15 protein-coding genes and 1 other RNA gene are annotated in these 19,661 nt (G+C 32.2%); 9 read left to right on the plus strand and 7 right to left on the minus strand.

What is annotated here, in order from left to right:
- The first annotated feature begins 21 nt into the window (after positions 1–21).
- Genes PQF96_RS18225 through PQF96_RS18235 form a run of 3 tightly spaced genes read left to right on the plus strand, consistent with a single transcriptional unit; the run spans position 22 to position 3,196 of the window.
- On the plus strand, positions 22–1,593 hold the full coding sequence (locus tag PQF96_RS18225) for a class I adenylate-forming enzyme family protein (RefSeq protein WP_271767705.1): 1,572 nt from the start codon (positions 22–24) through the stop codon (positions 1,591–1,593).
- Positions 1,594–1,595: 2 nt separating this feature from the next.
- Positions 1,596–2,474 carry an alpha/beta fold hydrolase gene (locus PQF96_RS18230; RefSeq protein ID WP_271767706.1) on the plus strand — a complete coding sequence of 293 codons (879 nt, stop codon included), beginning with the start codon at positions 1,596–1,598 and terminating at the stop codon, positions 2,472–2,474.
- Between the two features lie 2 nt (positions 2,475–2,476).
- Positions 2,477–3,196: a DUF6733 family protein gene (locus PQF96_RS18235; RefSeq protein WP_244299546.1), complete on the plus strand. Its 720-nt coding sequence runs from the start codon at positions 2,477–2,479 to the stop codon at positions 3,194–3,196.
- Between the two features lie 57 nt (positions 3,197–3,253).
- Here PQF96_RS18235 and miaE (PQF96_RS18240) read toward each other — a convergent pair whose 3' ends face one another.
- The 3 genes from miaE (PQF96_RS18240) to PQF96_RS18250 form a co-directional block, all read right to left on the minus strand.
- Positions 3,254–3,835: a tRNA-(ms[2]io[6]A)-hydroxylase gene (gene miaE, locus PQF96_RS18240; RefSeq protein ID WP_143915098.1), complete on the minus strand. Its 582-nt coding sequence runs from the start codon at positions 3,833–3,835 to the stop codon at positions 3,254–3,256.
- A gap of 201 nt (positions 3,836–4,036) precedes the next feature.
- Positions 4,037–4,228, minus strand: coding sequence for a hypothetical protein (locus PQF96_RS18245; protein WP_109437512.1), 192 nt, complete (start codon positions 4,226–4,228; stop codon positions 4,037–4,039).
- A 336-nt stretch (positions 4,229–4,564) separates the two neighbouring features.
- Positions 4,565–6,361, minus strand: a complete 1,797-nt coding sequence (locus PQF96_RS18250) for a DNA polymerase III subunit gamma/tau (RefSeq protein ID WP_109437511.1) — start codon at positions 6,359–6,361, stop codon at positions 4,565–4,567.
- Between the two features lie 127 nt (positions 6,362–6,488).
- On the opposite strand from PQF96_RS18250, the gene rnpB reads away from it, so the two are divergent.
- Positions 6,489–6,808: RNase P RNA component class A (rnpB, locus tag PQF96_RS18255), an RNA gene on the plus strand.
- Positions 6,809–7,074: 266 nt separating this feature from the next.
- Positions 7,075–8,202 carry an N-acetyl-alpha-D-glucosaminyl L-malate synthase BshA gene (gene bshA, locus PQF96_RS18260; RefSeq protein WP_271767707.1) on the plus strand — a complete coding sequence of 376 codons (1,128 nt, stop codon included), beginning with the start codon at positions 7,075–7,077 and terminating at the stop codon, positions 8,200–8,202.
- A gap of 37 nt (positions 8,203–8,239) precedes the next feature.
- Here the strand turns inward: bshA and PQF96_RS18265 are convergent, their stop codons facing one another.
- Positions 8,240–8,728 carry a hypothetical protein gene (locus PQF96_RS18265; protein WP_271767708.1) on the minus strand — a complete coding sequence of 163 codons (489 nt, stop codon included), beginning with the start codon at positions 8,726–8,728 and terminating at the stop codon, positions 8,240–8,242.
- Between the two features lie 92 nt (positions 8,729–8,820).
- Positions 8,821–9,633 (minus strand): DUF1338 domain-containing protein, encoded by an 813-nt coding sequence (locus tag PQF96_RS18270; RefSeq protein ID WP_271767709.1) that lies wholly within the window; start codon positions 9,631–9,633, stop codon positions 8,821–8,823.
- 162 nt (positions 9,634–9,795) lie between these two features.
- Between PQF96_RS18270 and PQF96_RS18275 the strand changes: the two genes are divergently transcribed.
- From PQF96_RS18275 to PQF96_RS18285, 3 genes are all read left to right on the plus strand, one after another.
- Positions 9,796–10,278 (plus strand): Lrp/AsnC family transcriptional regulator, encoded by a 483-nt coding sequence (locus PQF96_RS18275; protein ID WP_109437507.1) that lies wholly within the window; start codon positions 9,796–9,798, stop codon positions 10,276–10,278.
- Positions 10,271–13,192, plus strand: a complete 2,922-nt coding sequence (locus tag PQF96_RS18280) for an FAD-binding and (Fe-S)-binding domain-containing protein (protein WP_271767710.1) — start codon at positions 10,271–10,273, stop codon at positions 13,190–13,192. The genes PQF96_RS18275 and PQF96_RS18280 overlap by 8 nt, the downstream gene beginning before the upstream one ends.
- Positions 13,193–13,306: 114 nt before the next feature.
- Positions 13,307–14,971 carry a serine hydrolase gene (locus tag PQF96_RS18285; RefSeq protein ID WP_271767711.1) on the plus strand — a complete coding sequence of 555 codons (1,665 nt, stop codon included), beginning with the start codon at positions 13,307–13,309 and terminating at the stop codon, positions 14,969–14,971.
- A 50-nt stretch (positions 14,972–15,021) separates the two neighbouring features.
- Here PQF96_RS18285 and miaE (PQF96_RS18290) read toward each other — a convergent pair whose 3' ends face one another.
- Positions 15,022–15,606: a tRNA-(ms[2]io[6]A)-hydroxylase gene (gene miaE / locus PQF96_RS18290; protein ID WP_271767712.1), complete on the minus strand. Its 585-nt coding sequence runs from the start codon at positions 15,604–15,606 to the stop codon at positions 15,022–15,024.
- Positions 15,607–15,738: 132 nt separating this feature from the next.
- Positions 15,739–16,590 (minus strand): UDP-2,3-diacylglucosamine diphosphatase, encoded by an 852-nt coding sequence (locus tag PQF96_RS18295; protein ID WP_109437503.1) that lies wholly within the window; start codon positions 16,588–16,590, stop codon positions 15,739–15,741.
- A 293-nt stretch (positions 16,591–16,883) separates the two neighbouring features.
- Between PQF96_RS18295 and PQF96_RS18300 the strand changes: the two genes are divergently transcribed.
- On the plus strand, positions 16,884–19,601 hold the full coding sequence (locus PQF96_RS18300) for a carbohydrate-binding protein (protein ID WP_271767713.1): 2,718 nt from the start codon (positions 16,884–16,886) through the stop codon (positions 19,599–19,601).
- Positions 19,602–19,661: the final 60 nt, after the last annotated feature.

Here is a 19,661-nt window from a genome sequence, read left to right on the forward strand (position 1 = left end):
ATAAATAAAATGATACCAAAAATGCAAAATTTCTTGGAAGAGACTGCGTATCTCTATCCTAAAAAAAAAGCTGTTGCAATTTCTGGAAGTACATATACTTTTTCTGATATTCATGAACAATCAAATACTCTTGCAGCTTATTTACAAAGTCAACAAATAGAAAGGGGAGATAGAGTAGTAGTGCTTTTAGGTAATACTATAGAAACTATTATTTCCTTTTGGGCGATTTTAAAAACAGGAGCAATTGTAATCCCAGTTGGAACCGAACTGAAATCAAACAAAATAGAGTATATACTTAATGATTCAGAAGCTTCTGTACTGATAACAAACGAAGAAATAGCAACTCAAAATAAAATTGTTTTAACATCGTCAGCTCTTAAAAAAGCGATTGTCCTTAATAAACCTGATCATTTTATAGAATCTTTATTTGAAGATTACAACACTATTTTATCTCAGAAACATCAGGAGCTAAAGTCCTCAGATTTAATTAGTATTGATTTAGCCGCCATATTATATACTTCGGGTTCAACAGGAGAACCAAAAGGAGTTATGCTTACTCATCAAAATATGATTGCAGCAACAAACTCATTAAATACTTATTTAGGCTATAATAGAGAAGATAAAGTGTTATGTGCCTTACCATTATCTTTTGATTATGGTTTGTACCAAATGATTATGTGTATTTCTAAAGGAGCCATGCTAGTACTGGAAAAAGAATTTACATGGCCTATATTTTTATTGAAGAAAATAGTAAAAGAAAAAATAACGATACTACCAGCTGTTCCTACAATGGTAATGCTGTTATTCGAACAGAATAAAAAATATCAATTTGATCTTTCTAGCATAAGATCTTTAACTAATACCGGAGCTGCACTTACACAAAGTAATATCCAAATGGTACATGAATTGTTTCCTAATGTAGAACTATTTTCTATGTATGGTCTCACAGAATGTAAGAGGTGTACATATTTACCTCCTTCAGATATCGATAAAAAGCCTAATAGTGTAGGTATTGCAATTCCTAATACAGAATTATGGTTAGTAGATGATGATGATAATAAAATAACAGAACCCAACCAGATAGGGCAATTGGTTATTAGAGGAGCTACCGTAATGAATGGATATTGGAATAAGCCTGAAAAAACAGCAGAAAAACTTAAATCAGGAATGTATCTTGGAGAAAAAGTACTCTATACAGGTGATTTTTGTTCTTTGGATGAAGATGGGTACCTTTATTTTAAAGGTAGAATGGATCATATGATCAATTCTAGAGGAATCAAAGTAAGTCCCAAAGAGGTAGAGGATTATATAGGCAATATTTCAGAAATTAACGCAGTCGTTGTGACCGGAGTTCCTCATGAAGATTATGGAGAAGCATTATTTGCTTTTGTAGTTCTTAAGGAAGGGAAATCCATCGCAGAAAAAGAAATTATCATTTCTTGTATACAAGATTTAGAACCTTATAAAGTACCAGAATATGTTCGTATTCTCAAGACAATACCAAAAACTCCGAATGGTAAGTTTAATGTTATTGCTTTGAAAGATATAGCAATAAAAGAAGCTACATCCAATACTAAAATATTATCTGCTTAGTTATGGAATTAGTAGTTGATATCGAAGGGCTAAAATTATCAGCAAAAACTTGGGGAAATAAAGAGGGTGCGCCTGTGCTGGCAATTCATGGTTGGTTGGATAATGCAAATACTTTTGACAAAATTGCGTCATTACTTTCTCCAGATATTTATCTCATAGCAATTGACCTGGCAGGACATGGTTTTTCTGATCATCGAGATGCCAATAATTCTTATTATTTATGGGATTATGCAATCGACATTCTAAAAGTCATTGATGTATTAGCGATAAAAAAGCTTAGTATTCTTGCGCATTCTATGGGGACCGGTATTGCTTCAATACTTGCGGGAGCTATGCCTAAACTTATAGATAAACTAATATTCATTGATGGTTTGGGAGCTCCTTTTGTAATCAATGACGACGACATAGTCTCAAATTTTCAACAATCAGTAAAACAATTAAAAATGGCGAAGAGAACAAAATTGTATGGGTTTTCTTTACCAGATACAATGCTATTTACTACAAAAGATGAAGCTATAAAAGAAAGAATGGATTCTAGTATGGGAGTAATTTCTTATGATGCATCAGCTTGCTTGATAGAACGGTCTTTACAAGAGGTGCCTGCGGGGTATCGCTGGAGTTATGATCCTAGGATAGTATTACCAGAATGCTATAGAATGACAGAGTCACAAGCACAATTTTTTATTAGTTCTATTTCTTGCAAAACCCTTATCATTTTAGGGAAACAAGGACTTTTTTCTGATGGAATGTTTAATGCAAGGCTAGATAAATTTAAGCATGCCGAGCTGCATTGGATAGAAGGAGGTCATCATTTGCATTTAGAAGAAATGCACCATAAAATTTCAGCATTAATAAATCAATTTTTACAAACAGAATTTTAATCATGAAAAAAATAATAATTTTAGTACTCACATTATCACTATGCAATCTAAGTGCTCAAGAGACTGAAGAGAAAAAGAAAGCAACTTTTGCAACAAAAATAATACATAATAGCGTGGCTGGATTTTACCCTATTTTCTTTGGTAATTTCGAAACCAATAAAAATTATGACATTACTATCTATAGTATTTTCTGGACAAATACTTCTTTTGGGAATTTAGAAACAGGAAGTGATCTATTATTAGAAACAGGAGTAGGGCTTGGATTTAAGTTATTTGAGAATAAGCTTTACTTAAACCCTTCCTTAGGGATTTCCCATGGGAAGTTCTCATCTAACAGTAAAGAAACAAAAATAGGAGAAGGGCTGGTTCCTAATATTTATGTAAACTACCATGACAGAATATTTGATTTTGAAGGCTATTTGGCATATTATAAATCACTAAGAGAAGATGATGATATTATTACAAAAGATTACTTACTCAATTGGATGGCACCAGGTATAAATATTAGTTCTAGAGTTGTACTTGGTGCTTTTTATGAATCCTTCGGAATTACAAGACAAGAAGAGGGAGACCCTTTGCTTATATATCAATGGTTAGGAGGTTCGATAAAATTAAAATTTGATAAGGGAATTGCATTTAGAATTTCTGCAGGTTCAACGTTAAATACTGATGCAGGAACATCAGACGAATTTTACAAGGTTTCGGCATTTATACCTTTATAATATTAATAAACCAATCAAAAGCTGTTGTTTTAAAAAAACAACAGCTTTTGAAATATTTTATCCATGGATAGTTTCTTTATTGCCAAGGGATTTCATGATTTCTGCTTCATAAACAAGCAATTCTTCCCATTTTTTATCAACCTCATTACGTTCTCCATACTGACGAGCGAAACTTAAAAACATAGTGTAATGATTGGCTTCACTAACCATGAGGTCTTTATAAAATTTTGCTAATTCTGGATCTTCTAATTCTTCAGAGAGAAGTTTGAAACGTTCGCAACTTCTGGCCTCAATAAGTGCTGCATAAAGTAATCTATGTACTAATTGTGTGGTTCTACTTCCTCCTTTTGGAAAAAAAGTAACCAATTGCAAGACATAATCATCTTTTCGATCCCTTCCTAAAATCCATCCTCGTTCAATAATTTTGTCATGAACCATTTTAAAATGACTGATCTCTTCTTTTACCAATTTGGTCATTTCCTGAACCAATTCTGTGTACTCTGGAAAACTTACAATAAGTGATATTGCAGTAGATGTCGCTTTTTGCTCACAGTAGGCATGATCTGTAAGAATTTCTTCAATGTTTTTTTCAACGATATTAACCCATCTAGGATCTGTGGGGAGTTTTAAACCAAGCATAGTATTTTGTTATATGGTAAAGTATTGCAAAATTAACCAAAAGAAATCTAATATGAATGTTTATATCTTATATAGCTAGATATGTGTAGAGATTTGATTCTTAAAGCTATTATAATGATATAACATTTTTTTTGTGTAATAACACAAGTGAGGCTGCCTAAATACTTATAAGCAGCCTCTTTTATGCGTTTTTATTTTAAACTAAGACCAAAAACAAATCCCACTGCGTTGACAACGCCCGTAATCAGTATATATACCATATTGATCTGATTGTGTGCATTGACTACCATTTTGACTGCATGTTGGTCTTACGAAAGCAGCTCCTTTAACTTCTTCTTGTTGTTGCTTTGATAATGTTTTTACATTATTAAGATTTAAAATGCTTTTTAACATAATTGTAATTTTGAAAATTAGATTTGCAGTGAACGTTTAAAGACACTCACTATTTGTGTCTACTCTTGCAAGAATATTATATGGTCTTTTACAGACCTTTATTGTCATATTCATGGTTAAGTATTCCAAAAGCATTTATTGATTAAACAAAATCATAATTTAATCCCTTAGTTTATGATACTGTGTAATGTAAATATAGAATGTATAACGGTTTAGCTATACACTGTTTTCAGTGAAAATTACCCCTATATTCAGGGGATTACTATTTCTTAAAGGAAAGATATAATGGAGTTATTATTTATATGAAGAAAGAAAATTGTTATAGAAATGAAAATATTAAATATCCAAATCAAAAGAAGAGCGTAATTTATCAATTAATGGATTCTTTTCTCTTAATTTCTCGTACTTATCCTGAGGAGTAAAAGCGTACTTTTTTGAAGCTTCTTCATTGACCGTAATGTTAAGTTCAATACTGTAATTATCAAGTTTTCTATATAAGTATTGTAATAATCCGGATTGAGCAGCTTCAAGGTCAACTTTCATGGATTGATTAGGGAGTTCTAACTTAATTTTATTATCCTCTAGAGTAGGGATGTTCATGGCAAACATAGAACCAATAATCCGTTCTCCTTTTTTGTCTTGCATTTTACCATATTCGATCCATCCATCTTGCATTTGTGCTTCTGTAAAAGGAGAAGAAGGGAGATTCTTTGGATCAACAACTTTTTCTTCTTTACTTTCTTCGTGTTCTTTTTTCTTTCGTATGCTGCTTAAAGATAATCCAGAAGTCCTTCGTTCTCTATTAATAGTTGGAGGTTTCTTTTCTATAACTTTTGAAGTTTCTATTACAGAAGTGTTTTCAAAACTGTTTTCCTCATGGATAGAAGATTCCTCACTTTTTGTAGTATCATTGATTTTGTTCGTGGTAGTTTCTAATTTATCTTCTGTTTTTTGTGCTTCAACATTTTCAATAGCTTTTTCTTTTGCTTCAGAAGAAATCTTAACAGGAGTTATTCCTTTTTCTTTAAAGTATGAGGGTGGAATTATGTAGGGTTGGTCATTTTTTTTTTCTCCATCCTGAAGAAGGATAGAGGCAAGCTGCATTAAACATAATTCAACCAGTAGTCTTTGATTACGACTGGTTTTATATTTTAAATCACAATCATTGGCAAGTTCAATACCTTTAATAAGAAAATCGTGAGGAGCCTTTTGTGATTGTTCCTGATATTTTGCTTTGGTTTGATTTCCGACTTCCAGCAATGGGATTGTGGCAGGGTTTTTACAAACCAATATATCTCTAAAATGTGAAGCAAGACCCGCAATAAAATGATGCCCATCAAAACCTTGAGCCAGAATTTCATTAAACTCTACTAATAATTGTGGGATATCATTCTGAAGTATTAAATCTGTTGTTTTAAAGTATGTTTCATAGTCTAAAACATTAAGATTTTCTGTAACCGCTTGTCTGGTTAAATTTTTACCACTAAAACTGACTACTCTATCAAAAATAGATAAAGCGTCTCGCATAGCACCGTCTGCTTTTTGGGCGATAATCTGTAAAGCATCTTCATCAGCAGTAATCCCCTCTTGGCTTGCTACTTGCATTAGATGATTTTTAGCATCAGTAACGGTAATACGTTTAAAATCAAATATCTGACAGCGAGATAATATCGTAGGTATTATTTTATGTTTTTCTGTGGTCGCAAGAATAAATATTGCATGTTTTGGAGGCTCCTCTAATGTTTTTAGAAAAGCATTAAAAGCTGCTTGAGAAAGCATATGAACCTCATCTATAATATATACTTTGTATTTTCCTACTTGTGGCGGGATTCGAACCTGATCTATAAGACTTCGAATATCATCCACAGAATTGTTTGAAGCCGCATCAAGTTCAAAAATATTAAAAGCAAAATCCTCATCAGGGTGTTCATTACCATCTTGATTAATGGTTTTTGCAAGAATTCTGGCACAAGATGTTTTTCCTACACCTCGAGGGCCGGTAAACAACAAAGCCTGAGCAAGGTGGTTATTGTTAATCGCATTAAGTAAAGTATTAGTAATAGCTTGCTGCCCAACAACATCTTTAAATGTTTGGGGTCTGTATTTGCGTGCTGATACTATAAAATGCTCCATCGATACAAAGTTAAAAATTGAATACAAATAATAAATTTTAGTTTTCGCTTTTTATATTTAGTTATTAACAGCCAAAAAATAATCCCGAAATCTGAATTCTAAATAGAGAATTATAATACTTTTGCACAAAGCAGATCACCTTATCGCTGTCCGTTTTTGACGGAGAGAGGAAAGTCCGGACACCATAGCACAGTATAGCGGGTAACTCCCGTCATTCTGAGTAATCAGAAGAGGACAAGTGCAACAGAAAGTATGTACAGGTAATGCTGTAGTGAAACCAGGTAAACTCTATACGGTGCAACGCCATGTAAACTAGCTTTTGAGGGTTGTGCGCCCAATGTTAGAGGGTAGGCGGTTTGAGCTAATAAGTAATTGTTAGTCTAGATAAATGATAAGGATATTCGTTTCGGCGAGGAAACAGAATCCGGCTTATGATCTGCTTTTTTATTCATATTATTGTAGTAGTATGATAGTGATTTTATACATAAAATTCACTTTAATTTTTTGTGCTACTAAGAAATACTAACATAATTCACAAAAGGGCATTCTCAGAATATCTGAATCTCACGTTTTAGAAAACACATCATTTTTGGTAACTAAAATTGGTACGGATAAAATAATTTTGGCAAATATCGAATAGTTTTTTTAAAACTACTTTAACAATTGGCAATACTAATTTTCTTGTACCTTGTGCCACAAGAAAAATTATTTAAATGAAAATTGCTATTGTTTGTTATCCTACCTTTGGAGGTAGTGGAGTAGTTGCTACAGAATTGGGAATTGCCTTGGCAAAACTAGATCACGAAGTCCATTTTATTACTTACAAACAGCCTGTTCGTTTAAATCTTTTAAATCCAAATATTCATTTTCATGAGGTAAATGTACCAACATATCCTCTTTTTCACTATCAACCTTATGAATTGGCACTATCAAGTAAATTGGTAGATACCATTAAGAAATATGAAATAGATGTATTGCATGTACATTATGCTATTCCTCATGCTTATGCAGGGTATATGGCAAAGAAAATGTTAGAAGAGGAAGGAATACACATTCCTATGGTTACGACACTACATGGTACTGATATTACTCTGGTAGGAAATCATCCTTTTTATAAACCTGCAGTAACTTTTAGTATCAATAATAGTGACATTGTGACTTCGGTTTCTCAAAATTTAAAAGAAGATACTTTACGTTTATTTGATATTACAAAAAATATTGAAGTAGTCCCTAATTTTATTGATTTGAGTCAAAAGAAAACCAGTTTTACAGATTGTCAACGAGAACTAATGGCAAGTCCAGAAGAGCGTATTGTAACTCATATAAGTAATTTTAGAGCTGTAAAGCGTATTTCAGATATTGTCGATATCTTTTATAATATTCAAAAAGAAATACCCGCTAAATTACTAATGGTAGGAGAAGGACCAGAACGTAAACCAGCCGAGAAAAAATGTAAAGAACTAGGCATAAAGGATAAAGTAATTTTCTTAGGAAATAGTAATGAAATAGATAAGATATTATGTTTTTCGGATTTGTTTCTATTACCTTCAGAACGAGAAAGTTTTGGATTAGCGGCGTTAGAAGCTATGATGAATAAAGTACCTGTAATATCAAGTAATGCTGGAGGAATTCCAGAAGTAAATAGTCAAGGGGTATCTGGATATCTTAGTAAAGTAGGGGATGTAAAAGAAATGTCAGAAAATGCAATTCGTATTCTGAAAGATGATATTACATTAGAAATCTTTAAACAGAATGCATATAAAGAAGCAGAAAAGTTTGATGTAAATACAATCGTTCCTAAATATATTGCTTTATACGAAGGTGCATTGGCAATATCTTAGGAACGATCAAATATTATTTTTTCAATGAGTGAGTAGATTAAAACTGATAACGGATACCAAGTCCAATATCAAAATCTAAATCATCATTATAATCTCCAAAACCAATTTCTGGTCGTAAATCTAAAGAGATAAGTATAGGAATATCAAAATTATATTCTATACCTATATCTCCTGCAAGAAAGAAATAGCTATCACTATTATCATCTCCAGGGAAGTCGTTATCAAAATCAATAATACCAATTCCTCCACCTGGACCAACATACCAATTAAATCCTTTATCTAGATTAAAAACCCATTGGTATAGTGCTGCTAGTTTAATGGCATTACCTGCATCAAAATCTCTCCATCCTAGATCAAATTCTAATCGATTACCATTGTTTAGTGCTCTTTGGTAAGAAACTTCAGCTCCAAATCCATCATTATCTCCAAGTCTTACACCAAGAGCATTTTTAGAAATTTCTTGTGATTGCATAGTACATATAGTACCTAATAAAAATGCTGCGAAAATTAAAATTCGTTTTGTCATAGTAAAATTGGGTTTTATATTTAGTCCCCGAATATAACGTCACAATTCCTCTATTCTGTAAGTAGAAAACTTAAATTTTTGTTAATATTAATCTAATTTTCTTGTAGCTGCATATCTGTGCTTTCAAAAATTTTATCAGCAGAATTTGCTATAAAGCCAGTAAATATAGTGTTATCTTCTTTTTTATATCGATAAGAAAACTCATAATAGCATGTTGTAATTTTCTTAACATCTTCTTCAAAACGAACCTCTACAGTATCGGCAAGAATACTTGATTGTTCCAAAAACTGGGTAGCGGATCCTTTTATTTCACCTCCAGAAGTATTCATTTCAAAACCATTTTTCTTGAGAAATTCATTCACAGATTCTAAGTTGTCAAAAGTATTTAATTTATTAACATCTACAGTAAAGTGATTAGAACAGAATCCATTGACATACATCCATGCAGCATATTCGGATGCTGAAAGAAGTTTTTGGTAAGTTTCAAAAGAAGGAGTTTGCCAAACTCTACCTTTTAGGATCAGGTCTTTTTGTTTAAATATTTGATGATCTACTTGGTTTAGTATGTTTTGTACAATATCAATTAATTCTATAGAGAATTCTTCCAAAAGTAATTCACTAATAAAAATTTTTGGCGCGTCAGAATTATCCTTATGCTCAAAATGTTTCGCATATAATTTTTTAGCTTCAAAGTGATATTCACCTTTTGGTTCATATCCCATTTCGATAAAAGGCTTGGCCAGAACATCTATATTGACTCTTGGGTCATTAAAAGTTCGTATGGCAATGTGATCGTTAAAAACAGTATTACCCTCGTTTTCAAATAAGGATTTAACTTTTTGTGCAGAGGGAGTCTTTGCAATGTACTGTTTCCAGAGTTCTTCAAAAAAAATAGTTGAATTCATCTTGATTATGTTTTTATTTAATGCAAAATTATTAGTTTTGACTATAATTAGGTGTAAATAAATTAATTTTAGTTTTTATTAATGATGTTTTGTGTCAATATTGTTAATGGAGATTGCTCTTATTATATGTTTTACTTTAGATCTTTTAATTTTTAAGTCATTATGAACCATTTTGATTATATAGACCAACAAATACTATTACAAATACGTGAAGATGCTCGAAAACCATTTTCACAGATTGCTGAAAATCTGAAAATCTCAAATTCTTTAGTTCATCAACGAATTAAAAAATTAACAAAAAAAGGAGTTATAAGAAAAGCGGAGTTTGTTGTGGATGAAAAGCATATAGGATTTAATACTAAATCTTATGTTGGTATTCGCTTACGAGAGGCACGATATGCAGAACAAGTTGTTGAAGGATTAAAAAAGATTCCAGAAATATTAGAATGTAACTACGTTTCTGGCCATTATGCAATTTTCATTCTTATTTTTGCTATAGATAATCATCATTTACGAAAAATTTTATATGAGCAAGTGCATCAGATTGATGGAGTTGCAGGAACAGATAGTTTTATTTGTTTTGATACTAATTTTAGAAGACCGGTTTCTTTAAATTCTTTAGGAAAGAATAAAACTTATGATTGATCATAACATACTAGCATCTTTGCAAAAAAGATTAGATGGCGAAATGCAATACGATAAACTTACCAGGTCTTTGTATGCAACAGATGCATCTGTATACAGAAGAGTTCCTTTGGGGGTTACTTTTCCCAAATCGATTAGTGATATAAAGAATATTATCGCTTTTGCTTTAGAATATAAGATTGGTCTTATTCCCAGAACAGCAGGAACTTCTCTTGCAGGTCAATGTGTAGGAGATGGTATTGTGGTTGATGTATCTAAATATTTTACAGAAATAATTTCTATTGACAGGTCAAAAAAGACAGTAACCGTTCAGCCTGGTGTCATTCGTGATGACCTAAATCGATTTTTGAAACCATATGGGTTATTCTTTGGGCCTAATACATCTACATCTAATAGATGTATGATAGGAGGAATGGTTGGGAATAATAGTAGTGGTACTACTTCTATACAATATGGGGTTACCAGAGACAAGGTATTAGAATTACATACGGTTTTATCTGATGGAAGTGAGGCTGTATTTTCTGAAATTTCTATAGAAGAATTTAATACAAAAAGAAATATTGACACTTTAGAAGGAAAAATATATCAAAGTATTTATAAAGAACTCTCACCTAAAGCTGCTCAAGAAGAGATTATAGCTAATTTCCCTAAACCTGAAATACATAGACGTAATACAGGATATGCAATAGATGAATTGATTAATTCTGAAGTGTTTTCTAGAGATACAACACCTATTAATTTGTGTAAATTACTTTCAGGAAGTGAAGGAACGTTGGCATTTACTACACAAATCACTTTACAACTCGATGAATTGCCTCCTGATGAATCATTAATGATTGCTGCACATTTTAAAACAATCAATGATTGTATGAATGCTGTAGTACCGGTAATGGAGCATTCTTTGTATACCTGTGAAATGATGGATAAGACCATTTTGGATTGTACAAAAAACAATATAGAACAACTCAAGAATCGATTTTTTATAGTAGATGATCCTGAGGCTATTTTGATGTTAGAACTTAGGGCAATTGATAAAGAAGATCTGGAAAAACAGAAAGTACGATTATTAGAGACTCTTATAAAATCAGGATTAAGTTATGCAAATCCGGTTTTACATGGTACTGAGATAGATCAGGCATTAGAGCTTCGTAAAGCTGGATTAGGCTTATTAGGAAATATAGTTGGTGATAAGAAGGCAGTAGCATGCATAGAGGATACTGCGGTTGCTATTCCTGATTTAGCAAATTATATTTCTGAATTTACAACGTTGATGAAGTCATATAATCAAGAGGCAGTGTATTACGCACATGCCGGAGCAGGAGAAATTCATCTTAGACCAATTCTGGATCTTAAAAAACGAGAAGATGTAACGTTGTTTAAGAAAATCACAGATGATGTAGCTACTTTGGTTAAAAAGTATAATGGTTCTATGAGTGGTGAGCATGGAGATGGTATAGTAAGAGCAGAGTATATACCATTTATGATTGGTGAGAAAAATTATAAAATTATAGAACGAATTAAGGAAGCTTTTGATCCAGGCTATATTTTTAATCCTGGTAAAATAGTGAATGCATATCCCATGGATCAAAAACTGAGATATGAAATTGATAGGGAGGAACCAGAAATTAATACCATATTTGATTTTAGTGACTCTATGGGGATTTTGCGTGCCGCCGAAAAATGTAACGGTAGTGGGGATTGTCGTAAATCAGTAGAATCAGGAGGTACAATGTGCCCGAGTTATAGAGCAACAAAAAATGAAAAAGATACCACTAGAGGAAGAGCGAATACACTTCGGGAATTTCTGACCAATAGCACAGAAATAAATAAATTTAATCATAAAGAATTAAAAGAAGTCTTTGATTTGTGTTTAAGTTGCAAAGGTTGTTCTAGTGAATGCCCATCTAATGTAGATGTTGCAACATTAAAAGCCGAGTTTGAATATCAATATCAAAAGAAAAATGGAGTATCATTGCGAACGAAACTTTTTGCGAATAATAATCGCTTAAATGATTTGGGAAGAATTGCTCCCGGAATGACAAATTTCTTTTTTAAAAATAAATTTACTTCCAGAATTTTAAAATCTTCATTGGGTATTGCTAAAAATAGAGATTTACCTTTATTAAGCAAACAATCACTTCGTAATTGGTGTAATAATAATATAAATAAGATACAACCCGTACAACCTATAAAAACAGTATACTTTTTTATAGATGAATTCACGAATCATCTAGACACACCTATCGGAATAGATGCGATAGAGTTATTAGTAAAGTTGAATTATGGTGTTAAGGTAATTGATCATAAAGAAAGTGGACGAACCTTTATTTCAAAAGGATTATTAAAACATGCAAAGGATTTAGCAAACCGCAATACAAGGGTATTTGACAATTTGATTACTAATGATATCCCTTTAATAGGATTAGAACCTTCTGCAATTCTTACCTTTAGAGATGAATACCCAAGATTAGCAGATGATAAAAAGAAAGCAACATCTCTTTCAAAAAATACATTTCTAATTGATGAATTTTTGAATTCAGAAATTCAAAAAGGAAATATAACTTCAGCACAATTTACTTCAGAGAGTAAAACAATCAAATTACACGGACATTGTCATCAAAAAGCATTATCCACTATTCAAACAACGTTTGCATATCTTAATCTGCCTGAAAATTTTAAGGTGACCATTATTCCTTCTGGTTGTTGCGGAATGGCAGGATCTTTTGGATATGAAAAAGAGCACTACGATATCAGTATGCAAGTAGGAGAACAAACTTTATTTCCTGCAGTACGTAAAGCTAAAGAAGACACTATTATTACTGCGGTTGGGACAAGTTGCAGACATCAGATAAAAGATGGAACAAGTCGTACTGCTTTTCATCCTGTAACTATTTTAAGAGAAGCTTTGATTTAATATTGTTTTGGTAACATTGTGAAGATTGCTTAAGAATTATATAGAATTTTGGTAACCAATTTGTTGTTTGATAGTCATATAGGAAAATGAGTTCTCAATCAAAATTACACCAATATGAAATCATCTCAAAAATTTAGAATTTTTCTGTTAATACCTTTTTTTCTTTTTGCCTGTTTAACGATAGAAGCTCAAGACCTGGAAAAAGAAATAGATGATATTGTTACTTCTATGTATACTGCAGATGAACCCGGAATTTCAATATTAGTAGCAAAAGACGGGAAACCAATATTTCGAAAAGCTTATGGGAAAGCAAATCTGGAGCTAGATGTCGATTTAAAACCCGAAAATGTATTCGAGATAGGATCTATAACTAAACAATTTACAGCAGTAGCTATCTTAATGTTAGAAGAACAAGGAAAGTTAAAGATAGAAGATAAAATCACAAAGTATATTCCGGATTACCCTACAAATGATAAAATCATTACGATTCATCACTTATTAAACCATACTTCTGGTATAAAAAGTTACACAGGAATGGAAAGTTTTATGAAGTTAGCTAGAAATGACATGACTCCAAAAGAACTTATCAATGTTTTTAAAAACGAACCTATGGATTTTGATCCGGGAGAAAAATTCCTCTATAATAATTCTGGATATATATTATTAGGGTATATAATAGAAGTGATTACAGGAGATACGTATGAGAATTTTATAGAAAAGAATATTTTTAAAAAAATAAGTATGAATTCTTCTTATTATGGAAGTATGAAAGAGCTTATTAAAAATAGAGCATATGGGTATCAACAGAAAGATGAAGGGTATGTGAATGCAGATTATCTTAGTTTGACATTACCTTATGCAGCGGGTTCTTTGATGTCTACTGTAGATGACTTACTAAAATGGCAGAATGCTATCAGTGCCAATACTTTTATTAAGAGAACAAGTTTAGAAAAAGCTATTAATGGTTCTACGCTTAACAATGGAGAGGAAATTAATTATGGCTATGGATGGGGAAAAATGACTATACAGGGATCAAAAGGGTATGCACATAGTGGAGGTATTTTTGGATACACTACAAATGGTATTTTTCTTGAGGATGAAAATGTATATGTTGTAGGGTTAACCAACTGCAATTGTAAAAGAGTATCTGATATTACTAGAAGGGTAGCAGCTGTTGTTATTGGAAAGCCTATCCCTAATAAAAAAGATGCAATTACTTTATCAGAGGATAAATTAAAAAAATGGGTAGGAGCATATCAATTCGAAGAAAATATAATAAGACATGTTACCTTAAGAGATGGTCAGCTTTATAGTTTAAGAGAGGGCGAAGACTCTAGAGAGTTTAAAATATATCCTATGAAGGACGGTTCATTTATATTTGATGAAGGTACCATATCGTATACTTTTTCTATGACAAAAGATGGGAGACGACAAACTATATTTAAATCTGGAGAAGAAAGCTTTACAGGAAAAGGAATTGATAAAGCCCCTCCAGCAGAGAAAAAAACTATAAAAGTATCATCTGATATTCTGAAAAAATACATAGGGAAATATGAATTACAACCATCATTTATTATAAATGTAACTGTAGAAGGGGATTCAATTTTTGCTCAAGCCACAGGACAACCTAAATTTGAAATTTTTGCTGAGACAGAACTACGATTTTTCTTAAAAGTTGTCCCTGCAGAAATTGTTTTTAGTAAAAATGAGGAAGGAAAAGTAGATAGCTTAACATTAAACCAGGGAGGAAGACAAATGCCCGCTAAGAAAATAGAATAAAAGCGAATTAATACTATAAAGAAACTATACATGGATAACTATATGACTACTTATCCATGTATAGTTTCTTTTTTACCGTAATTTTGAATAAGCTTTCCTTCGAACTCTAACAAATCTTGCCACTGTTTATCTACATCAATACCCTCACCGTATTTACGGGCAAAACCAATAAATGTAGTATAATGTCCTGCTTCGCTTACCATAAGGTCATGGTAAAACTTAGACAATTCAGGGTCTTTTATTTTTTCAGAAAGAAGTTTGAATCGCTCACAACTACGTGCCTCAATCATTGCAGAAAAGAGTAACCTACTTACTAACCCCTGTTGACGACTTCCTCCTTGCTTTACCTTGTGTTTAAATAGTTCATTTACATAACTATCTTTACGTTCACGACCAAGTTTATAACCACGTTTCTTTATAAGTTCATGAACCATTTGAAAGTGCTCTAATTCTTCCTGAGCAAGGATTAATAAATCTGTAACTAGATCTTCATGTTCAGAATTTAGTGTAATTATAGTGATAGCATTGGTAGCAGCTTTTTGTTCACACCAAGCATGATCAGTAAGGATTTCTTCTATATTTGATTTTACCAGAGCAGCCCAACGTGGATCTGTTGCTAATTTTAAACCGAGCATATATGTTTTTTTGATGATTATAAATCATAACAAAGGTACAGATTACTGATCTTCTTTTATTGTAATAGAATATCTAATTAATGATTAATGTAATAATGAATACTCAGGTAGAGATGGATATAAAAAAATAGTCTAAGATTTTTTGGTAATAAAATTTTGTATCATAAAAGAAGCTTGTAGTTCTTCTGGATCTATTTTTAGGTTTTCAGTTTCTTCAATAACTTCTGCAAAACCTTCCATTTTTTCATTTTCATAATGAATCAATTTCCATTCCTTTTCATGATACTCTAATGAAGTGAGGTTTTCTATCCAATCTCCAGAATTTAGATAAAAACAAGATCCGTTTTTATTTGAATATTCTCTCATTTGTGGTTGATGAATATGTCCACAAACTACATATTGATATTCGTTTTTAACAGCGAGTTCGGCAGCAACATCCTCAAAATCATTAATATATTTAACGGCTTTTTTTACGCTGTTTTTAATTTTTTTTGATAGAGAGAACTTTTCTTTTCCAAAGCGTATTAAAAACCAATTAATCAATTGATTGAAAACAATAAGTATATCATATCCCCAACCTCCCAGTTTTGCTAACCACTTAGCATTCTGGATAGAAGCGTCAAATACATCACCATGAAAAAACCAGGCTTTTTTGCCATTTAACTCTAAAACGAGTTTATCCACTAATTTAAAATTACCCATTTCTGTATCACTAAACTTACGTAGCATTTCATCATGATTACCAGTGATATATATTACTTCGGTGCCTTTTGAAGCAAATGAGATGATCTTTTTAATGACCTTAAGGTGAGGTTTTGGGAAGTAACGTTTCCTGAATTGCCAGATATCTATAATATCACCATTTAAAATAAGTGTCTTAGGTTTTATACTATTTAGATAATTAAGAAGTTCTTTGGCATGACAACCGTAAGTGCCAAGATGAATGTCCGAAATTACAACAAGTTCTACAGTACGCTTTTTCATAGAAATGATATAGTTTCACAAATTAAGTGTACCTGTTTTATAATATAATTATCTAATGATGAGGTTATTGTTATCTGAATTTAATCATTTTGTTGATTTGTTATTAAAACATTAAAATTTAACTATTCCACAAAGATTTTTAACAGATTTATAGAATTGTTTTAAGTAAGTGTTACGTGTCTAATGTTGAACTTAATTTATAAATATGTTTTTAAATGGCATTGAGAAAATAATAAATGTAGTAGATACGTTAATTTCATGAATACAAAACATAAACTCTTAAAACTTAAATCATGAAAAATGTATTTTTAATTTTATTTTTATTCAGCATTACGTTATCGTATGCGCAACCCCCAGAACCCAAAAATGGGTATCGATGGGTGCTTTGGGATCAATATTCTGATGAATTTAATGGTACAGAACTAGATCGTTCTAAATGGAGAGATTCTTTTCAAGGCTGGAAAGGACGTGCTCCTGCAAAGTTTGACCCCTCAACGATATCCGTACAAGGAGGGAACATGCAAATACGAAATAAAAAACTTGCCACTCCGGATGGACCGTATACTATAGGAGGAGGTGCTGTTCAATCTCTAGAAAAAACGGCATACTTTGGTTATTATGAGTGTAAGTTTAAGGCTTCAAGAATTGCAATGTCGACTACATTTTGGATGTCAAACCCAAAAAGAAATATTATAGGACCGACTAAACTAAGTGGTGATTGTGCAAAAGATAAATGGAGCCAGGAACTTGATATTTGTGAAAGCATTGGGGGAAGTTTTAATGGAGGCTCTAAATTTAGAACACAAATGAACTTTAATACACATTATCGTTATGTCGATTGTAATGGCGCTCCAGAAAAGTTTTATTCTGCTGGTAATAATGCAGTAGAAGGAAACGGACAACAAGCTAATGCTGATCTGGTTGGAAGTGAATCCTGGGAAGATTTTCATACCTATGGTTGCTATTGGAGAAATGATAAAGTCGTTGATTTTTATGTAGACGATAATTTTGCGGGTACGGTTAATGTAAGAAGAGATGTAGTAGATTCACCATTTTCTAAACCAATGGGAATTAATATGGTAACAGAAACATATAATTGGGCAAAACCATATCCTAGTAATGCTCAATTAGCCAATAATGCTATTAATACTTCATACTATGACTGGATTCGTTCGTATAGGTTGATTCCTATTTTTGATCCAGAGTTTCAAAATACAGCTAATAGACCTACAAAACCAGCAATATTTAAAGAAGAGATCAAGTGGAGTAATACTCCGGTAGTAGATATAGCAAATAAAAAAGTAACTGTATCTTATGTGTATAAAGCGAATCTGGATCGTGATCTAGTAATTCATGTATACGATGCTAATCAGAATGAAGTATTTTCAAAAAAGATAAGTGCTCTAGAAGGATTTGGCAAAAACCAATATGTAGCTACGGTAAATAGCTCTCTTCCTGCGGGTAATTATACTGTAGTAGCCGATATTCGTCCGGTAGGAGGTTCTGATGCACAAGTAATAGCAAAAACCGATGGATCTGTAACATCCCCTAATCCAACATCAATAGCAATCCCGGGAACTATTCAAGCTGAAAAATTTATAATTAAAAATGGAGAAGTAAAAACTGAAAATACACCAGGAGGTGGTCAAAATTTAGGGTTTATTAAAAATAATAATTATACAGAATATGATATTAATGTAGCTACTGCTGGTTCTTACAAATTAGAAGCCTTTGTGTCTTCAAATGGTGTTGGAGGAAATATTGTAGCCTCTGTTGGAGGGAATAATTTGGCAACATTAACTGTCCCTGTAAATAATGAGTGGCATAACTATAACACTCCTGTTTCTGGAAACCTTAATTTAGCATCAGGTGTTCAAAAAATCCGTTTTACTTATACCGGTTCTACAGGTTTCTTGTTTAATTTTGATAGAGCAGTATTGAGTCTAAATACTCCTGTAGGTTCTGCTGATTGTAGCGTAGCTCCTTCTGGGTTAGCTGTATCAAGTGTTACAAATAATTCTGTGACTTTTTCATTTGATAATACTACCAATGATACAAGAACATTTGAATTAAGAGCATTTCCACAAGGCGGATTTAATGGAGATATCAATACAGGAGGTGTTGGTTTTGCTGCTGCCGCTGCAGGTAGTACAACAGTTACGATGATTAATTTACAGGCAGATACTTCATATGACTTTGTATTCCGAGCATTATGTAGTGGAGGAACTCCAGGAACAACTGCATTAGTGACGTCAACCGGAACGACTTCGGGAGGAAATTCTACTACGCCAGAAACAATAACTTTAGCACCTATAAATGATACATATCTTCAAGGAGGCAGTAACTATAATAATACTATTGTTAGAATTGAAAAAGGAAAAAGAGTTGGATATTTAATGTATGACCTTTCAGGAATTAATGGTACCATAACAGATGCTAAATTAAAGTTTACTGTTACAGGAGATGCGGGTAATGGAAATCTTAATGTTAATTTAGGGAATTCTAATAACTGGAACGAAATCAATTTGTCTAATAATAATAAACCCGCTTCAGGAACTTTATTGGGATCTATAAATAAAACATATACAATAGGTCAAACAGAAACAGTTGATTTGCAGGCAAGTTCGATTTCAGGAAATTCTTTATCTCTAGTACTTAGCGCAACCTCAGGGAATGATTTTGCATTTGCAGCTAAAGAAAACTCAGGATCAACTGCTCCACAATTGGTTGTTACATATCAATCAAGCAAGTCAGGAATAAATGATGTAAATTCATTTGGCCAAAAAGCATTGTTATTTCCCAATCCAGCTAAAGATATTATACAACTTTCAGGAGTTTCCAAAAATGCTACAGTAACTATTTCAGATATTTCAGGTAAACTGGTTAGAGTTAAAATGAAGTCAGAGAAAAACGCAAGAGAGTTAAATGTATCTGATCTTAAATCTGGGATGTATTTTGTGATCATAAAAGAAAACCAGAATAAGAAAGTGTTGAGGTTCTCAAAGAAATAATAAATAAACTGATTTAGATCATTTATTAGTATACCAAGTTAATAACATTTGAAAACCCCG

The sequence above is a fragment of the Aquimarina algiphila genome, assembly GCF_947494415.1.
GTDB lineage: Bacteria > Bacteroidota > Bacteroidia > Flavobacteriales > Flavobacteriaceae > Aquimarina > Aquimarina algiphila.

Excerpts from the sequence above, each read along its gene's own strand:
- PQF96_RS18225 (WP_271767705.1), top strand. The coding sequence starts at position 22 with ATGCAAAATTTCTTGGAAGAGACTGCGTATCTCTATCCTAAAAAAAAA.
- PQF96_RS18230 (WP_271767706.1), top strand. The coding sequence starts at position 1,596 with ATGGAATTAGTAGTTGATATCGAAGGGCTAAAATTATCAGCAAAAACT.
- PQF96_RS18235 (WP_244299546.1), top strand. The coding sequence starts at position 2,477 with ATGAAAAAAATAATAATTTTAGTACTCACATTATCACTATGCAATCTA.
- miaE (WP_143915098.1), bottom strand. The coding sequence starts at position 3,835 with ATGCTTGGTTTAAAACTCCCCACAGATCCTAGATGGGTTAATATCGTT.
- PQF96_RS18245 (WP_109437512.1), bottom strand. The coding sequence starts at position 4,228 with ATGTTAAAAAGCATTTTAAATCTTAATAATGTAAAAACATTATCAAAG.
- PQF96_RS18250 (WP_109437511.1), bottom strand. The coding sequence starts at position 6,361 with ATGGAGCATTTTATAGTATCAGCACGCAAATACAGACCCCAAACATTT.
- bshA (WP_271767707.1), top strand. The coding sequence starts at position 7,075 with ATGAAAATTGCTATTGTTTGTTATCCTACCTTTGGAGGTAGTGGAGTA.
- PQF96_RS18265 (WP_271767708.1), bottom strand. The coding sequence starts at position 8,728 with ATGACAAAACGAATTTTAATTTTCGCAGCATTTTTATTAGGTACTATA.
- PQF96_RS18270 (WP_271767709.1), bottom strand. The coding sequence starts at position 9,633 with ATGAATTCAACTATTTTTTTTGAAGAACTCTGGAAACAGTACATTGCA.
- PQF96_RS18275 (WP_109437507.1), top strand. The coding sequence starts at position 9,796 with ATGAACCATTTTGATTATATAGACCAACAAATACTATTACAAATACGT.
- PQF96_RS18280 (WP_271767710.1), top strand. The coding sequence starts at position 10,271 with ATGATTGATCATAACATACTAGCATCTTTGCAAAAAAGATTAGATGGC.
- PQF96_RS18285 (WP_271767711.1), top strand. The coding sequence starts at position 13,307 with ATGAAATCATCTCAAAAATTTAGAATTTTTCTGTTAATACCTTTTTTT.
- miaE (WP_271767712.1), bottom strand. The coding sequence starts at position 15,606 with ATGCTCGGTTTAAAATTAGCAACAGATCCACGTTGGGCTGCTCTGGTA.
- PQF96_RS18295 (WP_109437503.1), bottom strand. The coding sequence starts at position 16,590 with ATGAAAAAGCGTACTGTAGAACTTGTTGTAATTTCGGACATTCATCTT.
- PQF96_RS18300 (WP_271767713.1), top strand. The coding sequence starts at position 16,884 with ATGAAAAATGTATTTTTAATTTTATTTTTATTCAGCATTACGTTATCG.